The organism is Microbacterium sp. PAMC22086 (genome assembly GCF_019443525.1).
Taxonomy (GTDB): Bacteria; Actinomycetota; Actinomycetes; order Actinomycetales; family Microbacteriaceae; genus Microbacterium; species Microbacterium maritypicum.
Window position 1 is genome coordinate 850,944 of the sequence record NZ_CP080380.1, and the last position, 16,908, is coordinate 867,851.

15 protein-coding genes are annotated in these 16,908 nt (G+C 69.4%); 14 read left to right on the top strand and 1 reads right to left on the bottom strand.

All coding sequences use genetic code 11. From position 1 onward, the window contains the following. Positions 1 to 116 precede the first annotated feature (116 nt). From KY497_RS04175 to KY497_RS04185, 3 genes are read left to right on the top strand one after another with little or no spacing between them, the layout of a single operon-like run. On the top strand, positions 117 to 1,244 hold the full coding sequence (locus tag KY497_RS04175) for a thiamine pyrophosphate-dependent dehydrogenase E1 component subunit alpha (protein WP_258185878.1): 1,128 nt from the start codon (positions 117 to 119) through the stop codon (positions 1,242 to 1,244). A gap of 11 nt (positions 1,245 to 1,255) precedes the next feature. After that, the gene (locus tag KY497_RS04180; protein ID WP_218682908.1) at positions 1,256 to 2,221 is read left to right on the top strand and encodes an alpha-ketoacid dehydrogenase subunit beta; all 966 of its coding nucleotides are present in this window, start codon (positions 1,256 to 1,258) and stop codon (positions 2,219 to 2,221) included. A 28-nt stretch (positions 2,222 to 2,249) separates the two neighbouring features. Beyond that, positions 2,250 to 3,596, top strand: a complete 1,347-nt coding sequence (locus KY497_RS04185) for a dihydrolipoamide acetyltransferase family protein (protein WP_055866616.1) — start codon at positions 2,250 to 2,252, stop codon at positions 3,594 to 3,596. Between the two features lie 7 nt (positions 3,597 to 3,603). On the opposite strand, the gene KY497_RS04190 is transcribed toward KY497_RS04185, so the two are convergent. Then, entirely contained in the window at positions 3,604 to 4,824 is a 1,221-nt protein-coding gene (locus KY497_RS04190) for an ROK family protein (RefSeq protein WP_055866613.1), read from the bottom strand. 100 nt (positions 4,825 to 4,924) lie between these two features. Between KY497_RS04190 and KY497_RS04195 the strand changes: the two genes are divergently transcribed. The 11 genes from KY497_RS04195 to KY497_RS04245 all read left to right on the top strand — a co-directional run bounded on the left by KY497_RS04195 (position 4,925) and on the right by KY497_RS04245 (position 16,908). Then, entirely contained in the window at positions 4,925 to 6,274 is a 1,350-nt protein-coding gene (locus tag KY497_RS04195) for an ABC transporter substrate-binding protein (RefSeq protein WP_258185879.1), read from the top strand. Then, positions 6,271 to 7,209: a carbohydrate ABC transporter permease gene (locus KY497_RS04200; RefSeq protein ID WP_055866606.1), complete on the top strand. Its 939-nt coding sequence runs from the start codon at positions 6,271 to 6,273 to the stop codon at positions 7,207 to 7,209. The genes KY497_RS04195 and KY497_RS04200 overlap by 4 nt, the downstream gene beginning before the upstream one ends. Further along, the gene (locus KY497_RS04205; protein WP_055866603.1) at positions 7,209 to 8,087 is read left to right on the top strand and encodes a carbohydrate ABC transporter permease; all 879 of its coding nucleotides are present in this window, start codon (positions 7,209 to 7,211) and stop codon (positions 8,085 to 8,087) included. Before KY497_RS04200 ends, KY497_RS04205 begins: the two co-directional genes overlap by 1 nt. Positions 8,088 to 8,138: 51 nt before the next feature. Beyond that, positions 8,139 to 9,827, top strand: coding sequence for a glycoside hydrolase family 13 protein (locus KY497_RS04210; RefSeq protein ID WP_219869893.1), 1,689 nt, complete (start codon positions 8,139 to 8,141; stop codon positions 9,825 to 9,827). Between the two features lie 163 nt (positions 9,828 to 9,990). Then, a complete protein-coding gene (locus tag KY497_RS04215; protein ID WP_219869894.1) occupies positions 9,991 to 11,004 on the top strand; it encodes a metal ABC transporter solute-binding protein, Zn/Mn family in 1,014 nt (337 codons plus the stop codon). Then, a complete protein-coding gene (locus tag KY497_RS04220; protein WP_219869895.1) occupies positions 11,001 to 11,834 on the top strand; it encodes a metal ABC transporter ATP-binding protein in 834 nt (277 codons plus the stop codon). Before KY497_RS04215 ends, KY497_RS04220 begins: the two co-directional genes overlap by 4 nt. Continuing rightward, positions 11,831 to 12,709, top strand: a complete 879-nt coding sequence (locus KY497_RS04225; RefSeq protein ID WP_375140924.1) for a metal ABC transporter permease — start codon at positions 11,831 to 11,833, stop codon at positions 12,707 to 12,709. The genes KY497_RS04220 and KY497_RS04225 overlap by 4 nt, the downstream gene beginning before the upstream one ends. Before the next feature lie 46 nt (positions 12,710 to 12,755). Next, entirely contained in the window at positions 12,756 to 13,172 is a 417-nt protein-coding gene (locus tag KY497_RS04230; RefSeq protein ID WP_017829745.1) for a Fur family transcriptional regulator, read from the top strand. Then, positions 13,169 to 14,209 carry a permease gene (locus tag KY497_RS04235; protein WP_082524298.1) on the top strand — a complete coding sequence of 347 codons (1,041 nt, stop codon included), beginning with the start codon at positions 13,169 to 13,171 and terminating at the stop codon, positions 14,207 to 14,209. Before KY497_RS04230 ends, KY497_RS04235 begins: the two co-directional genes overlap by 4 nt. Beyond that, the gene (locus KY497_RS04240) at positions 14,202 to 15,002 is read left to right on the top strand and encodes a TIGR03943 family putative permease subunit (protein WP_219869896.1); all 801 of its coding nucleotides are present in this window, start codon (positions 14,202 to 14,204) and stop codon (positions 15,000 to 15,002) included. Before KY497_RS04235 ends, KY497_RS04240 begins: the two co-directional genes overlap by 8 nt. After that, positions 14,992 to 16,908, top strand: coding sequence for a hypothetical protein (locus tag KY497_RS04245; RefSeq protein ID WP_258185881.1), 1,917 nt, complete (start codon positions 14,992 to 14,994; stop codon positions 16,906 to 16,908). The genes KY497_RS04240 and KY497_RS04245 overlap by 11 nt, the downstream gene beginning before the upstream one ends.

Here is a 16,908-nt window from a genome sequence, read left to right on the forward strand (position 1 = left end):
GGCGGTCCCTCCTCCTGGTTCGGGCGGTTTTCCGCGGTTTTCTCCGGGTTCCCGCCAGTTACAAGGGCGTCCTAGGTATGCGTGACCTGGCATGCGGGCGCGGGTAGCGTGAGAGCGTGACCACCTCCGAGACACCCCTTGTGAGCGTTCTGGACGAGACCGGACGCTACGCGCCGTCCGCCGCCGCTGAGCGATACCTTCCCCTGATCGAAGCGATCGGCGACGTGGAACTCGAGCAGTTCTACCGGGACATGGTCGTCATCCGTGCGATCGACACCCAGGCGACGAACCTGCAGCGGCAGGGGCAGCTCGCGCTGTGGCCGCCGAGCCGGGGGCAGGAGGCGGCACAGGTCGGCTCCGGTCGCGCCGCCCGCGCGCAGGACACGATCTTCCCCTCGTACCGCGAGCACGCCGTGACCCGCATCCGCGGCGTCGATCCCGTCGACATCATCAAGCTGATGCGCGGCGTCTCGCACGGCGGGTGGGACCCGACCGACCCCAAGAACGGCAACACCCGGTTGTACACGCTCGTGCTCGGATCGCAGGTGCTGCACGCCGCCGGCTACGGGATGGGCCTCGTCTTCGACGGCCGCACCGGAACCGGCGATGCCGACCGCGATGAAGCGGTCATCGTCTACTACGGCGACGGTGCATCCAGTCAGGGCGACGTGCACGAGGCGATGGTCTTCGCCGCGAGCTACCAGGCGCCCACCGTCTTCTTCCTCCAGAACAACCACTGGGCGATCTCCGTGCCCGTGTCCACCCAGTCGCGCGTGCCGCTCGTGCAGCGCAGCGCCGGCTACGGCATCCCGAGCGTCCGTGTCGACGGCAACGACGTGCTCGCCAGCTACGCCGTCTCCCGTGCCGCGCTCGACGAGGCCCGCGCAGGCAAGGGCCCGCAGGCGATCGAGGCCGTCACCTACCGACTCGGCGCCCACACCACGAGCGACGACCCGACGAAGTACCGCGGCAGCGACGAGGAGCAGTACTGGGCCGGTCGCGATCCGATCGTCCGGATGCGCGCGTTCCTCGAAGGGCGGGGAGCGTCAGCGCAGCTGTTCGCCGACGTGGAGGCGGAGGCGGCGGATGCCGCGGAGGATCTGCGCGCCCGCACCGTGGAGCTCGGGCCGCCCGGCGCCGACAAGATCTTCGACCATGTGTACAGCGAGCCGCATCCGCTGATCGACCAGCAGAAGGCCTGGCGCGCGCAGTACGAAGCGTCGTTCGAAGGAGGAGCCCAGTGACTCTGGAGACGATGCCGCTCAGCAAGGCGCTGAACGCGGGTATGCGCAAGGCCATGGAGAACGACCCGAAGGTTCTGCTCATGGGCGAGGACATCGGCAAGCTCGGCGGCGTCTTCCGCGTGACGGAGCATCTGCAGCGCGACTTCGGAGACCGTCGGGTGCTCGACACCCCTCTGGCCGAGTCGGGGATCGTCGGCACCGCGATCGGCATGGCGATGGTCGGGTACCGTCCCGTCATCGAGATCCAGTTCGACGGTTTCGTGTTCCCCGCGTTCGACCAGATCACCACGCAGCTCGCGAAGCTCACCAACCGGCACGAGGGCGCGATCAGCATGCCCATCGTGGTCCGCATCCCCTACGGCGGGCACATCGGCGCGGTCGAGCACCACCAGGAGAGCCCGGAGGCGTACTTCGCGCACACCCCCGGCCTGCGTGTGGTCTCGCCGTCGACGCCCAACGACGCGTACTGGATGATCCAGGAGGCGATCGCCTCGAACGACCCGGTGATCTTCATGGAGCCGAAGAGCCGCTACTGGCAGAAGGGCGAGGTCGAGCTCGATGCCTCCGCCGTGCCGCTGCACTCCTCGCGGGTCGTCCGCACGGGCAGCGACGTGACGCTCGTCGGGCACGGTGCGATGGTCACCACGCTCCTGCAGGCCGCGGCGCTCGCCGAGGCCGAGGGCACGAGCTGCGAGGTCGTCGACGTGCGCTCGCTGTCGCCGGTCGACTACGAGCCCATCCTCGATTCGGTGCGCAAGACCGGACGCATGGTCTACGCGCAGGAGGCCCAGGGCTTCGGCAGCATCGGTGGCGAGATCGCGGCGACCGTGATGGAGCGCGCGTTCTATGCGCTCGAGGCGCCGGTGCTGCGCGTCTCGGGCTACGACACCCCGTTCCCGCCGGCGAAGCTCGAAGGCGCATACCTCCCTGATGCCGACCGCATCCTCGAGGCCGTCGATCGCTCCCTGGCATACTGACATCCCCGCTCGGCCGAAAGGACTCGTCATGAGCACGCAGAACTTCACCCTCCCCGATGTCGGGGAAGGGCTCACCGAGGCCGAGATCGTGGCCTGGAAGGTCGCCCCCGGCGACACGGTCGCGATCAACGACGTGGTCTGCGAGATCGAGACGGCCAAGTCTCTCGTCGAGCTGCCGTCGCCGCACGCGGGTGTGGTGGGCGAGCTGCTCGTCGCGGAGGGCACGACGGTCGAGGTCGGAACGCCCATCATCACGTTCGTCACGGAACCCGCCGCCGGTGCTCCGGTCGCTGCTGCTCCCGCCGCCCCGGCCGCGGAAGAGGGCGGCGGCTCCGTGCTGGTCGGCTACGGCACGGGAGGCGGGGCCACCTCGCGTCGCAAGCGCCCGGCCGAGCGTCCGGTGCGCTCCTCCGTCGGCGTGATCGCGAAGCCCCCGATCCGCAAGCTCGCCCGCGACCTCGGCGTCGACCTCACCGCGGTCGCCGCGACCGGCGCCGACGGCGAGGTCACAAGAGACGACGTCATGAAGCACGCCTCGCAGGCCAGTGTCTTCCGCAACATCGAGACTCCCGAGTGGGGAACCGTGCGCGAGGAGACCGTGCCCGCACCCCAGCCTGCTCCGGCTGGGCTCGCGCGAGGGCTCACTCCGACCCAGCCTTCGGCTGCCGGCGACGACCGCACCGAGTCGATCCCGGTCAAGGGTGTGCGCAAGGCCACGTCTTCGGCGATGGTGCAGAGCGCGTACTCGGCCCCGCACGTGACCGTGTGGAAGGAGATCGATGCCAGCCGCACGATGGAGCTCGTCAAGCGCCTCAAGGCTTCGCCCGACTACGCCGACATCCGCGTCTCGCCGCTGCTGATCATGGCCCGCGCCGTGATCTGGGCCGCACGCCGCACGCCGATGGTGAACGCGGCCTGGATCGAGACCGAAGCCGGCGCCGAGATCGCCGTGCGCCACTACGTGAACCTCGGCATCGCCGCCGCGACCCCGCGCGGCCTGCTCGTGCCGAACATCAAGGACGCGCAGGACCTCGGCATGAAGGACCTGGCGCGGGCGCTGAACCGTCTGACGCTCACGGCGCGCGAGGGCAAGACCCCGCCGGCCGATCAGCAGGGCGGCACGATCACCATCACGAACATCGGTGTGTTCGGGATGGATGCCGGAACCCCGATCATCAACCCCGGCGAGGCCGGCATCGTGGCGATGGGCACCATCAGTCAGAAGCCGTGGGTCGTAGACGGCGAGGTGCGTCCTCGTTGGGTGACGACGGTCGCAGGGTCCTTCGACCACCGCGTGATCGACGGCGACGGCATGAGCCGCTTCATCGCCGACGTGGCATCGGTGCTCGAGGAGCCCGCGCTGCTGGTGGACTGACCCCGCGTCAGGCGCTCTGGCGCAGCCGCTCCTCGGCCAACAGCGGCACGGCATGCTCCCTCGCCGCACGTCGCGCCGTCGCCACGGCTCCGCGTGACACGACCTCGGCCCCGAGCGTCGAGGCCAGGATCTCGGGCGCCGGCAGGTGCAGCTCTTCGGGCAGGATGCGTCGGGCCGCGGTCAGCACGGGCTCGATGCTCTCGGCGACCGCTCCGCACACGATGACCCGCGCTGGGTCGTACATGCTGCCGAGCACACCGACGATGCGGGCGACGGTGGCCCCGACGCGGGAGGTGACCAGCGCGGCATCCGCGTCTCCTGACGCGGCGAGGGTCAGCACGAGCCGGGGGTCGATGCGATCGGCCTCGACGAGCCGGCCGACCGCGCTGTCTGCGGCGATCTCGCCCTCATCCACCGCCGCGCGCACCTGATCCTGCACCGCGTAGCGGAGGCCGAACGCCGACCCCACACCGACGATGTGGTCGAACACGACGCCCTCGCCGACGCCGCCGTGCGCACCGTGCAGCACGTGGCCGTCGACGACCACCCCGCCGCCGAACCGCTCGCTCGCGAGCAGGGCGACATAGTCGCGGCACCCGATAGCTGCGCCCTCAGCGCCCTCGGCGATGGCGGCGAGCTGTGCGTCGTTCTTGATCTGGACGACCGGAGCCCAGTCGCGCAGGGCCTCGGCGAGGCCCGGGTTGGTGCGCTCCCAGAAGCCGTCGGGGTGGGGAGGGGAGATGCCGTCGCGGTTCACGGGGGCGGCGACGCCGACGCACACTGCGAGCACCTGGTCGCGCGTCACCTCGGCCTCGGCGAGCGCATCGCCCAGGCGCTCGAGGATCGTCGCGCGCCTCTCGGCGGCCGCCTGCGACGGCTCGAACTCGACGCGATGATGCACGAGGGTCCGGTCGAGGGGATCGGCGACGGTGACGGCGAGGTGGGTGTCTCCCGCGTCCACCCCGATCACGACGCCGAGGTCGGGGGCCAGCACGAAGCGGCGCGAGGGGCGCCCTGCGCGGTAGGTGCCGGCCGCGCGGGCGTTCGGGAGCTCGCGCAGCACGTCGGCGCCGACGAGGGTGTCGATCGCATCGATCGCGGTCGAGCGGGTGAGGGAGGTGCCAGCCATCGCCTCGGTCGCGGTGAACTCACCGGCCGTCCAGGCGAAGTCGAGGATGGCGCCGACGCTCGCGCGCCCTGTTCCCAGGTCTGCGGAGACTTCTGTCATGGCACTTGACCTCCCTGTCTTCCAATGAGAGAGTACCCTTCGGCAGAGTAAATTCGCTCACTAGATTTAGTACGCGGATCTACACGACGGAAGGACGACGGTGTCTGAGAGACGAACACACGCGGTGCGAGCGGTGGCCGCGGCCCTGGGGGTCACCCTGGTCGGCACGGCGCTGGCAGGCTGTGCCGCCGGCACGGGAGCGGAGACCATCCGCTTCACGTTCAGCAAGCGCGAGGCGATCGAGTTCATGACCGCCCTCGTCGCCGAGTACAACTCCTCGCAGAGCGATGTGAAGGTCGAGATCGACACCTCGGGCGTCGATGTCGTCTCGGCGAGCTTCGTGCGGGGCAATCCGCCCGACATCATGCTCGCCAACTACAACTACGAGATCGCCCGCTTCGTGCAGCGCTGCGCGCTCACCGACCTCTCCGAGACGGACGCCGCCGCCGGCATCCGCGACGACCTGCAGCCGCTCATGGACCAGTACGGATCCTGCGAGGGTCGCACGAGCGCGCTGCCGTACTCGGTGATGGCCGCATCCGTCATCTACAACAAGGAGATCTTCCAGGCGCAGGGCCTCGAGGTTCCGCAGACCTGGGACGAGCTGCTCGCCGTGTGCGACCAGCTGAAGGCCGCCGGCATCGATCCGTTCTACGGCACGTTCAAGGACGACTGGACCGTGGGGCAGGGGTGGTACGACTACTCCGCCGGCGGCTCGGTCGACGTGGTCGACTTCTTCGACGCGCTCGCCGCCGAGGGAGCGGATGTGGGACCCGACTCCGACGTCTCGTTCTCGAAGGACTTCACCGAGCCGATGGACAGGATGCTGCAGCTCGCGAACGACTACACGAACGCGGATGCCCCGAGTCGCGGCTACGGCGACGGCAACCTCGCCTTCGGCAAGGGCGAGGCGGCGATGTACCTGCAGGGCCCGTGGGCCTTCAGCGAGATCGCGAAGACCGCGCCCGACCTGCAGCTGGGCACCTTCCCGCTGCCCATGACGAACGACCCCGCCGACCTCGGCGTGCGCGTCAATATGGACCTCGCCGCGATGATCCCGGAAGGCTCGCACCACAAGGAAGCCGCCCGCGACTTCCTCGAGTTCCTCTACGAGCCGCAGAACATCGAGGAGTACAACGCCTCGCAGCTCGGCTTCACCCCGACGAAGGGCGCTTCCGCCCCCGACGACCCCCGGGTCGAGGGCATGGTCGAGTACTACGACAACGGGCAGATCTATCAGGGCCCCTCGGTGCTCGTGCCCAAGACGCTTCCGATGATGAACTACGCGCAGGCGATGGTGCTCGGCGCCTCTCCGAACTCCATCCTGCGCACGATGGACGCGGACTGGGCCCGCATCGCCTTCCGCGCGCCGATCCCCTCGACGAAGGACACCGCGTCCGCGTCGGGCGACCCATCCGCTTCCGGCGAGACAGAGGAGTCCGCGCCATGAGCACCACCACCCCCACCGCACCCGCCGACAGCACGACACTCATCGTCACCGGCGGCGACCGAAAGCTCCGCCGGCACACGCGTCGCGTCGAGCCGATCTATTACCTGTTCCTGCTGCCGACGCTCGCGCTCTTCACGCTCGCGATCACGGTGCCGGGTGTCATCGGCATCTTCTTCAGCTTCACCGACTCCATCGGCATCGGCGAGTGGAGCTTCAACGGGCTGACGAACTACATCGCGCTGTTCAGCGATCCGTCGATCCTGCAGAGCTACCTGTTCACCTTCGGGTTCTCCATCGCCACGGTCATCGTCGTGAACGTGGTCGCGTTCCTGCTGGCGGTCGGGCTCACCTCGCGCATCCGGTTCAAGACGGGCCTGCGCACGATCTTCGTGATCCCGATGGTGATCTCGGGCATCATCATCGCCTACGTCTTCAACTTCCTGTTCTCCAACTCGATCCCGGCGGCGGGCGCGGCAGCCGGCATCCCGTGGCTCGAGACGAGCCTGCTCGCCAACCCCGACCTCGCCTGGATCGCGATCGTCGTCGTCACCGCCTGGCAGGCCGTGCCCGGCACGCTGCTGATCTACATCGCCGGCCTCCTGTCGGTACCCGGCGAGGTCTACGAGGCGGCCAGCATCGACGGTGCCAGCAAGACGCAGCAGCTCACCCGCATCACGCTTCCGCTGGTGGCGGGGTACGTGGTGATCAACGTGATCCTCGGATTCAAGGGCTTCCTGAACGCCTACGACATCATCGTCGGCCTCACGAACGGCGGCCCCGGCACCTCGACCCGCAGCGTCGCCATGACGATCATCGCGGGCTTCAACGGCGGCGACTACGCCTACCAGATGGCCAACGCGACCATCTTCTTCATCGTCGCCGTGCTCATCTCCCTCCTCCAGCTGTCGCTGACGCGCGGAAGGAACGCACTCTGATGTCGACGCAGACACTCACCACCATCCCCACCTCGGGCAAGAAGCGCCGCGTGCGCATGGAGCGGGTGAACTGGTCGGGCACGATCATCCTGATCCTGTGCGCCGTCACCGTCCTCCTGCCGCTGTACGTGACCATCTCGATGGCCCTCAAGACCACGGGCCAGGCGGTCGACGGCAACGCCTTCTCGCTCCCGGCCCCGTTCAGCTTCGACGGCTTCGTCGAGGCATGGACCCTGACGAAGTTCCCCGTCGGCGCTGGTATCTCGCTGCTGGTCACCGCCGGCACCGTGATCGCGACGATCGTGCTGGCGGCCTTCGCCTCGTACGCGATCGTGCGCAACTGGGACCGCCGGCTGTTCCGCTACTCGTTCTTCTACCTGCTCGCGGCGATGTTCATCCCGTTCCCCGTCGTGGCGCTGCCGCAGATCCAGCTCACCGGACGCGTCGGGCTCGACAACCCGTTCGGGGTGATCATCCTCGCGACCATGTTCCAGCTGAGCTTCAGCGTGCTGCTGTTCACCGCGTTCCTGAGGTCGATCCCGATCGAGCTGGAGGAGAGCGCCCGTATCGACGGCGCGACGACGTGGCAGACCTTCTGGAAGCTGATCTTCCCCCTGCTCGCCCCCATGAGCGCCACCGTCGGCATCTTCGCGTTCCTGTACGCCTGGAACGACTTCATGATGCCGTCGCTCATCATCGCCGACCCGGCGCTGCAGACGCTGCCCGTGCGGCAGAACCTGTTCCAGACCCAGTTCAGCAACAACTACAACGTCGCGTTCGCCTCGTACCTGATGGCGATGGCGCCCGCGATCGTGGCCTACCTGTTCACCCAGAGATGGGTCATGGAAGGCGTCACGCAGGGCGCCGTCAAGGGCTGACGCTCACCGAAGCCCCCGACCCCCGGAAAGAAAGAAGGAGTTCCCCCCCTCATGACCGACGCGCTTCTCGTCGAGACCCGCACCGCCCCAGACGCCGCCTGGTGGCGTCAGGCGGCCGTCTACCAGATCTACCCGCGCAGCTTCGCTGACGCGAACGGCGATGGGATCGGCGACATCCCGGGCATCGTCTCGCGGGCCGATTACCTCCGCGACCTCGGCATCGATGCGGTCTGGCTGAGCCCGTTCTATCCGTCTGCGCTCGCCGACGGCGGATACGACGTCGCCGATTACCGCGACGTCGACCCGCGGTTGGGCACCCTCGCCGACTTCGACGACATGGTCGAGGCGCTGCACTCCCGCGGCATCCGGGTGATCGTCGACATCGTCCCGAACCACTCCTCCGACCAGCACGAATGGTTCCAGGAGGCGCTCGCCGCCGGTCGCGGCTCGGCCGCGCGCGATCGCTACATCTTCCGTGAGGGCACCGGCCCCGACGGCTCCGAGCCGCCGACCGACTGGGACTCGGTGTTCGGCGGCAGCGCGTGGGAGCGGGTCGAAGACGGGCAGTGGTACCTGCACAACTTCGCCGTGGAGCAGCCCGACCTCAACTGGGATCACCCCGAGGTGCGCGCCGACTTCCTGAAGACCCTGCGCTTCTGGTCGGACCGGGGGGTGGACGGATTCCGCATCGATGTCGCCCACATGCTCACGAAGGACCTCAGCGAGCCGCTGCCCTCGCGCGCCGAGCTCGACGCGATGGACCGCACCTCGGGCACGCATCCGATGATCGACCGCGACGACGTGCACGAGATCTACGCCGAGTGGCGTGCGGTGTTCGACGAGTACGACCCTCCGCGCACGGCCGTCGCCGAGGCCTGGGTGGAGACACCGGAGCGCCGCGCGAAGTACGCCTCGGCGGAGGGTCTCGGACAGGCGTTCAACTTCGACCTGCTGGTGGCCGACTACGACGCGGCGCAGTTCCGGAGCATCATCGCCGACAATCTGCAGCAGGCGCAGGCGACCGGATCGTCGACCACCTGGGTGCTGTCGAACCACGACGTCACCCGGCACGCCACCCGCTACGGACTCCCGGCGCTGAACGGCCGCCCGGTCAAGCAGGGCACCGAGTGGGTCAAGACCGGTGGTCCGGCAGAGGGCCTCGATCGTGACGGCGGGCTCCGCAGGGCGCACGCGGCGACCCTGCTGCTGCTCGGTCTTCCCGGCAGCACCTACCTCTACCAGGGGGAGGAGCTCGGGCTGCACGAGGTGGCGCAGATCACCCCGGAGCAGCGTCAGGACCCCGGCTTCTTCCGCGGTGCCGAGTTCGACGGTCTGGGCCGCGACGGATGCCGCGTACCGCTGCCGTGGACCGCGGAGGGCTCGTCCCTGGGCTTCGGCGCGGGCGGTGCGCACCTCCCGCAGCCGGCATGGTTCGCGCAGTACGCGGTCGACGTCGAGGCGGCCGACCCGTCGTCGACGCTGTCGCTGTACCGGGAGGCTCTGCGCCTGCGACACCTGCTGCAGACAGACGAGACGCTGGAGTGGATCGACACCGGACGCGCCGACGTGCTGCGCCTCGCCCGGCCGAACGGGTGGCAGGTGGTGTCGAACTTCGGTGCCGAGCCATTCGACCTGGGTGCGGCCGCCGCTGACGCGGTGCTCGTGAGCCTTCCGCTCGAGGGTTCCGCGCTTCCCGGTGAGTCCACTGCCTGGATCGCACCAGCCGCCCTGCGCGCCTGAGTTCCGCCCACATCTGCGCCGAGACCCATCGCGCTCGCCGAGACCCATCGCCCCGGTCGTCTGCGGCGATGGGTTTCGGCGCGTGGAGTGGGTCTCGGTGAGATGGCGAGGGAGAAACGGCGAGGATTTGATAATGGTTCTCATTAGCGTTTAGAGTGAGGGCATGAAGAAGCCCGTCGTCGCCCTCGCCCTCGCATCCGTCGCCGCTCTCACACTGGCCGGATGCTCCACCCCGGCTACGGGCGAGGGCGACGACGGCACCATCACGGTGGTCGCGAGCACCAACGTCTACGGCGACATCGCCGCGACGATCGGCGGCGACCGCGTCGACGTGCAGTCGATCATCACGTCCGCCTCGCAGGATCCGCACTCCTACGAGGCGAGCGCCCGCGACCGGCTGACCGTGCAGAAGGCCGACCTCGTGATCGAGAACGGCGGCGGCTACGACGCCTTCATCGACACGCTGCTGCAGGATGCGAAGGACCCGCACGTCGTCACGGCCGTCGAGTACTCGCACGACTTCCCCGGCGACGAGGGCCACGACGACGAGGCGCACGCCGACGAAGCGCACAGCGACGAAGCGCACGCCGACGAGGCCGAGCACGACCACGCCGAAGACGAGGCGGGGCACGAGGGCCACGACCACATCGAGGGCTTCAACGAGCACGTCTGGTTCGATCCGCACACCATGATCCACGTCGTCGAGGCCATCGCCGACGAGCTGACCGCGCTCGACCCCGACGGCGCGAAGGAGTTCGCCGCCAACGCGGCCGACCTCACCGCCGACCTCGAGGGCTTCGAGACGGAGCTTGCGACCCTCAAGACGGATGCGCCGGACGTCAGCGTCTTCATCACCGAGCCGCTGCCCGGTTACCTCGCCGCGGCCGCCGGATTCACCGACATCACGCCCGAGGGGTTCGCCGAGTCAGTCGAGGAGGGCACCGATGTGGCCCCGGCCGTACTGCTCCAGGCGCTCGACGTGATCGGCAGCGGTCAGGTCACCGCGCTGCTGACCAACGCCCAGACCGGCGGGTCCGAGACCCAGCGCGTCGAGACCGCCGCGAAGGACGCCGGCATCCCCGTCGTCGCCTTCACGGAGCTGCTCGAGGACGGATCGTCGTACTCTGAGTGGATGAGTGACGCGATCCAGAGCCTCGCCGCCGCCGTCACCTCGTGAGCGGCGCCGCACAGCGCGAGAAACCGGTCCTCGCGATCTCCGATGCGTCCCTGCACCGCGGAGATCGCGAACTCTGGTCGGGCCTGGACCTCACGGTCGAGCCGGGCGAGTTCATCGCGGTGCTCGGCCCGTCGGGGTCGGGCAAGACCACGCTGCTTCGCAGCATCCTCGGGCTGCAGCCGCTGTCGTCGGGGACGATCCGCGTCGCGGGGGAACCCGTGCACCGCGGAAACTCCCGCATCGGGTACATCCCACAGCAGCGCTCGCTCGCTCCCGACACCAGCATGCGCGCGCGCGACCTGGTCGCCCTCGGCGTGCAGGGCAGCCGCTTCGGCCTCCCGATCCCGCACCGCGGCGACCGGGCCAAGGTGGACCGTCTGCTCGAAGCGGTCGGAGCCTCGCACTTCGCCGACCGCAGGGTAGGACTCCTCTCGGGAGGAGAGCAGCAGCGCCTCCGGGTCGGACAGGCCCTCGCCGACGAACCCGCCCTGCTGCTGTGCGACGAGCCGCTGTCGAACCTCGACCTCGCGAACCAGGTCGCCGTGACCGACATCATCGACCGCCAGCGCCGCGAGCGCGAGGCGGCGGTGCTGTTCGTCACCCACGACATCAATCCGATCCCCGGGCGGGTCGACCGCATCCTGTACATCGCCGGGGGGCGGTTCCTGCTCGGAACCCCCGACGAGGTGCTGCAGACCCGCGTGCTCACCGACCTCTACGGCACCCCGGTGTTCGTGCTGCGCGCGGGGGACCGGCTGGTCGTCGTCGGGGTTCCCGACGCCGAGCCCCACCACGACCACGGCGACCACGAGCACGGAGGAGCGGCATGAGCGTCGCGCTGCGCATGATGCCTCTGGTGGACTGGAGCGACGTCTTCTCCTTCCAGGACTACGGCGAGCTCGTCGCCCTGCTCGCGAACTCGATCATCGCGGGCGCGGTGCTGGGCATCGTCGGCGGACTCATCGGCGTCTTCGTGATGCAGCGCGATCTCGCGTTCGCGGTGCACGGAGTGAGCGAGCTGTCCTTCGCCGGAGCCGCGGCAGCCCTCCTCTTCGGCGGCAGCGTCGTTGCCGGATCCCTCGGCGGAGCCCTCGTCGCCGCCATCCTGATCGGCGTCCTCGGAGCCAAGGCCAGGGATCGCAACTCGATCGTCGGCGTGCTCATGCCGTTCGGCCTCGGCCTCGGCATCCTGTTCCTCTCGCTCTACGACGGCCGCAGCGCCAACCGCTTCAGCCTGCTCACCGGCCAGATCGTCTCGGTCTCCAGTCCCGACCTGGGCTGGCTGATCGGCATCAGCATGGTCGTTCTGATCGGGCTGCTGGTGATGTGGAACCCGCTGCGATTCGATTCGCTCGACCCGGAATCGGCCGCCGCCCGCGGGGTGCCGACCCGTGCCGTCAGCCTGCTGTTCATGGTGCTGCTCGGCCTGATCGTCGCCGTCAGCGTGCACATCATCGGGGCGCTCCTGGTGATGGCGCTGCTGGTCACCCCCGCGGCCGCAGCGATGCGCGTCACCGCCGGTCCCATCGCTGTGCCGCTGCTGGCCGCGCTGTTCGGGTTCGTCTCGGCGGTCGGCGGGATCCTGCTCGCCCTCGCCGGAACACTGCCGGTGAGCCCCTACATCACCACGCTGTCGTTCACGATCTACGTCGTCTGCTGGATCGTGCAGCGCTCGCGTGCCCGAGTTCGCCGTGTGCGGGTCTGAGATCCGCTCCCAGCCCTCCCCAACCCCCGCGGCCTAGACTCTTCCTATGGCTCAGCGGAACACCTGGCAGCGCGAACGCGTGCGCGAAGCACTCGCCGACGCCCGCGGATTCGTGAGCGCGCAGGGCCTGCACGCCTCGCTGCGCGAAGACAACACCGGCATCGGTCTGGCCACCGTGTACCGTGCGCTGGCGGGGCTCGCCGCCTCTGGCGATGCCGACTCGCTGCAGAGCCCCGAGGGCGAGGCGCTGTACCGCGCCTGCACCACGCAGGGCCACCACCATCACCTCATCTGCCGATCCTGCGGTCTGACCGTCGAGATCGAGGCGAAGGATGTCGAGCAGTGGGCGCACCGCACGGCGGCGCTGCACGGCTTCACCGAGGCCGCCCACGTGGTCGACATCTTCGGTCTGTGCACTCCCTGCGCGAACAAGCGCGACGCCGAGAGGGCCGCGTCCGCGTGAGCTCCTCGGCAGCAACGGCGACCCGTCACGGCCACTCCCATCGCCCGGCACCCTCGCCGCGGTCGGCCTGGATCGGCGTCGGCCTCGGCGCCGCGATCATCGCTGCCCTGTTCCTGATCGACGCCTTCCTGCCGACGCTGTTCCCCGCCTCGCTGCCCACCCGGGCGCAGGACGGGCTCACCCTCGCGCTAAGCGTGCTCATCGAGGCCCTGCCGTTCGTGGTCCTCGGCGTGCTGCTGTCGATCGTGGTGCAGGTGTGGCTTCCGGCCGATGTGATCCACCGGTGGCTCCCGAAGCGCGCCTGGGCCCGTCGCGCCGTGCTGTCGCTGCTGGGCATGCTGATCCCGGTGTGCGAGTGCGGCAACGTGCCCTTCGCCCGCGGGCTCATGATGCGAGGGCTCGCCCCGGCCGAAGCGATGACGTTCCTCATCGCGGCGCCGATCGTGAACCCGATCGTGATCCTCACCACGCACGCGGCCTTCGGCTGGGACGGCGGCATCCTCGTCGCCCGCCTCGTCGGCGGCTACCTCATCGCCAACCTGATCGGGTGGATCTACAGCCGGCACCCCGATCCCGACGGCATGCTCACGCAGCGCTTCGTCGACACCTGCGATCGCGTCACCCACGAACCGGGAACGCCCGTTCGCCGCAGCCTCACGCAGTTCCTCGTCGAGCTGCGTGCCGTGATGCCCGCCCTCGTGATCGGCTCCGCGCTCGCCGGAGCCGTGCAGGTGCTGATCCCGCGGGAGTGGCTGCTGGCGATCGGATCGAACCCGGTGCTGTCGATCGTCGCGATGATGGCACTCGCGATGACCGTGGCCATCTGCTCGAACGTCGATGCGTTCTTCGCGCTGTCGTTCGCCTCCACGTTCTCCTCCGGCGCCATCGTCGCCTTCCTGCTGGTCGGTCCGCTCGTCGACATCAAGATGCTCGCGCTCATGCGCACGACGTTCACCGCTCGCACGCTGGTCGGCATCGTCGGTATCGTCCTGGCTGCGGCCTTCGCGATCGGGATCGGGGTGAACGTCCTTGTCTGAGCAGACGGCAACGCGCGCACGCGCACTCGGCACCCGCTGGCTGGGGGTGGGACTCGCCGCCGTGATCTCGGTGGTCACGCTCGGCCTCGGTCTCACCGGACGCCTCAATCTCTACATCAGCCCCGAGTCGGTGTGGTTCGCCTGCGCCGCCGCCGTCGTCACCCTTGCCGGAGCGATATGGTCGTGCACTCTGCCGCTCGGCGAGGAGGGCGACCACGGCCACGACCACGGGCCTGCCGCCGCTGTTGTGGACGACACGGAGGGGCGCGAGGTCCCGGCTTCCTCCCGCCGCACGCTCGGTGCCGTCGCGGCCGTCACCGGTGGCGTCATCGCCTCGGGCGTCGTCGTCGCCGGTCTCATCCTGCCGCCGGCCTCGCTGTCGGTCGAGCTCGCCATGTCGCGCGCGGGGGAGCAGAGCGCGTTGTTCGTCGGCGCTGACACGGTAGCGCTCGGCGTGGCCGACACCTCGACCTTCGGCGTCGGCGACTGGGCCAGCATCTTCTCGGCGGCGACCAACACGGCCGCCTACGACGGTGCAGCGGTCACGCTCAGAGGTTTCGTGACGCCCGGCGAATCGGGTGACGGTGTGAATCTGACTCGTCTGGTCATCACCCACTGCGTCATCGACGCCCAGACCGCCGTCCTGCCGGTGGATGTGAAGGCCGACGAGTACGCGACCGGCCAATGGGTCGAGATCACCGGAACCGTGCGAGCGGATGCCGACGGCAAGCTGCGCATAGAACCGACCGATGTCGTCGCGATCGACGAGCCGGGAGACCCGTATGAGTACTGACGACGAGCGTCCAGAGGTGCCCGCCGTCCCGCGCACCCGTGCGGAGATGCGTGCAGCGCGAGAAGCCGCCGAGGCGGCGGAGGCCGAGCGGATCGACCGCGCGGTCGCATTCGCCGACCACGTCGCCCCTCCCGTCGACCAGGGCACACAGCCCGCCGCGCAGCCCGCTGCACAGCCCGCCGCCGGTGCAGAGGATGCTGCTGTTCGTGAGGCCGCCGCTCGCGAGGCCGCAGCTCGTGAGGCCGCAGCTCGTGAGGCCGCCGTGCGTGAGGCGGGTGACCGCGAGGTCGCCGAGCAGGAGGCCGCCGCCCGCAAGATGGCCGCCTTCGAGGCCGCGGCGCGCGAGGATGCCGAGGCGACCGCGCTTCCGCCCGTCCCGCTCGCGACGGAGCCGGTGTTCGTCGGTGCCGACCCGATCTCTGCCGACCCGATCTCTGCCGACCCGATCTCTGCCGCTGAGGCCGAGGCCGCCGAGGAATTCCCTGCGCCGCCGGCGCCTCGCGCCCCTTTGGGCCGGGAGGCCCCGCACACGCCCGTGAGTCGTCGCCGGTTCGCGCTCACGCTCGTCGCGGTTCTCGGTGTGCTCGTCGTCGTCGGAACCGGCTTGGGCATAGCCAGTCTTCTGCAGGGTCCGCGCATCAGCGACGTGCAGGTGAACGCCGCGCAGGCGATCGAGTCGTCCGGAAGCCGTGTCATCCTGACCGCCAACCAAGCCCTCGCCGACATCGACCCCGCGCAGGTGACGGTCGAACCGGCCGTGCCGTTCACGGTCGACGCCTCCGGTCGCGGCGTCGGCGTGCGATTCACCGTCCCGCTCGACGACTCGACCGAGTACACGATCCGTGTGGCCGATGCCGTGGGCGCCGGCGGCGGGCCGAAGACGACGCTGACCACGAGCTTCACGACTCCGCCTTCGAACATCTTCCTGCTACGCCGCGACGTCGAGGGCAAGGACAAGATCTTCCTCACCGACCTCAGCGGCGAGAAGGCCGTCCCGGTCTTCGAGCACGACAAGATCAACGACTTCCGCGCGACCTCCACGAAGCTCGTCGTGGCGGTGGAGGAGGACGAGGGGTCCCGGCTGCTCGTGATGGACCGCGACGGCAAGAACCCGCGCGAGCTGAAGCTCCCCGGCGACGGCTATGTGGGTGCGATCCAGGTCTCCGAGCGAGGCGGCCTCGTCGGCTACAGCTACTCCGACAAAGAGCTCAGCGACACCGAAGGCCGTGCGAGCGTGCTCGTGACCCAGTCGCTGACCGGCGACGGCGACCCGCAGATCATCGAGGTCGCCGGAGCCGAGGCGAGCGTGTTCGTCTGGCAGTTCGTGCCCGACAGCGCGGCGGTGCTGTTCATCGACTTCGACGGTGCGCTCTCGCTCGTCGACCGTTCGACCGATACCGGCGTGCAGGCGCTCGGCCTCGCTGCCACCATCCAGGGGATCTCCCGCGGTACCTACACCGCGATCGTCGAGAGGCTCGACGGTGCGGTGGTCGAGCTCAACCTGGCGGATGGCTCTGAGCAGCCGCTCGCGGCATCCGATCCCGACTACGGGATCGCGAGCTCGATCACGCCGTTCCCCGGGGGCACGCTGCGCCACGTCGTCGCCCGCGACGACGAGGGACTCCCGATCGGACAGGTGGTCGTGCGTGTCGACGACGACGGGGCGGCGACCCCGCTGGTGGAGGTCGGTTCGACCGACTCGATCCTGCAGGCGTGCGCATCGCCGAGCGGCCAGTACGCCGCCGTGGTGGTCGCACCCGACCTGGCGAACAACGCCTACGACGGGATGCTGCTGCCGCTGCCGGAGAACGTCGAGACGCACCTGATCGACATGGCCTCCGGCAAGGAGATCGTCGCCCTCACCGGCTTCGACGCCTCGTGGTGCCAGACGGCCCCGCGATTCTGA

Excerpts from the sequence above, each read along its gene's own strand:
- KY497_RS04245 (WP_258185881.1), top strand. The coding sequence starts at position 14,992 with ATGAGTACTGACGACGAGCGTCCAGAGGTGCCCGCCGTCCCGCGCACC.
- KY497_RS04225 (WP_375140924.1), top strand. The coding sequence starts at position 11,831 with ATGAGCGTCGCGCTGCGCATGATGCCTCTGGTGGACTGGAGCGACGTC.
- KY497_RS04200 (WP_055866606.1), top strand. The coding sequence starts at position 6,271 with ATGAGCACCACCACCCCCACCGCACCCGCCGACAGCACGACACTCATC.
- KY497_RS04205 (WP_055866603.1), top strand. The coding sequence starts at position 7,209 with ATGTCGACGCAGACACTCACCACCATCCCCACCTCGGGCAAGAAGCGC.
- KY497_RS04180 (WP_218682908.1), top strand. The coding sequence starts at position 1,256 with ATGCCGCTCAGCAAGGCGCTGAACGCGGGTATGCGCAAGGCCATGGAG.
- KY497_RS04230 (WP_017829745.1), top strand. The coding sequence starts at position 12,756 with ATGGCTCAGCGGAACACCTGGCAGCGCGAACGCGTGCGCGAAGCACTC.
- KY497_RS04215 (WP_219869894.1), top strand. The coding sequence starts at position 9,991 with ATGAAGAAGCCCGTCGTCGCCCTCGCCCTCGCATCCGTCGCCGCTCTC.
- KY497_RS04190 (WP_055866613.1), bottom strand. The coding sequence starts at position 4,824 with ATGACAGAAGTCTCCGCAGACCTGGGAACAGGGCGCGCGAGCGTCGGC.
- KY497_RS04210 (WP_219869893.1), top strand. The coding sequence starts at position 8,139 with ATGACCGACGCGCTTCTCGTCGAGACCCGCACCGCCCCAGACGCCGCC.
- KY497_RS04185 (WP_055866616.1), top strand. The coding sequence starts at position 2,250 with ATGAGCACGCAGAACTTCACCCTCCCCGATGTCGGGGAAGGGCTCACC.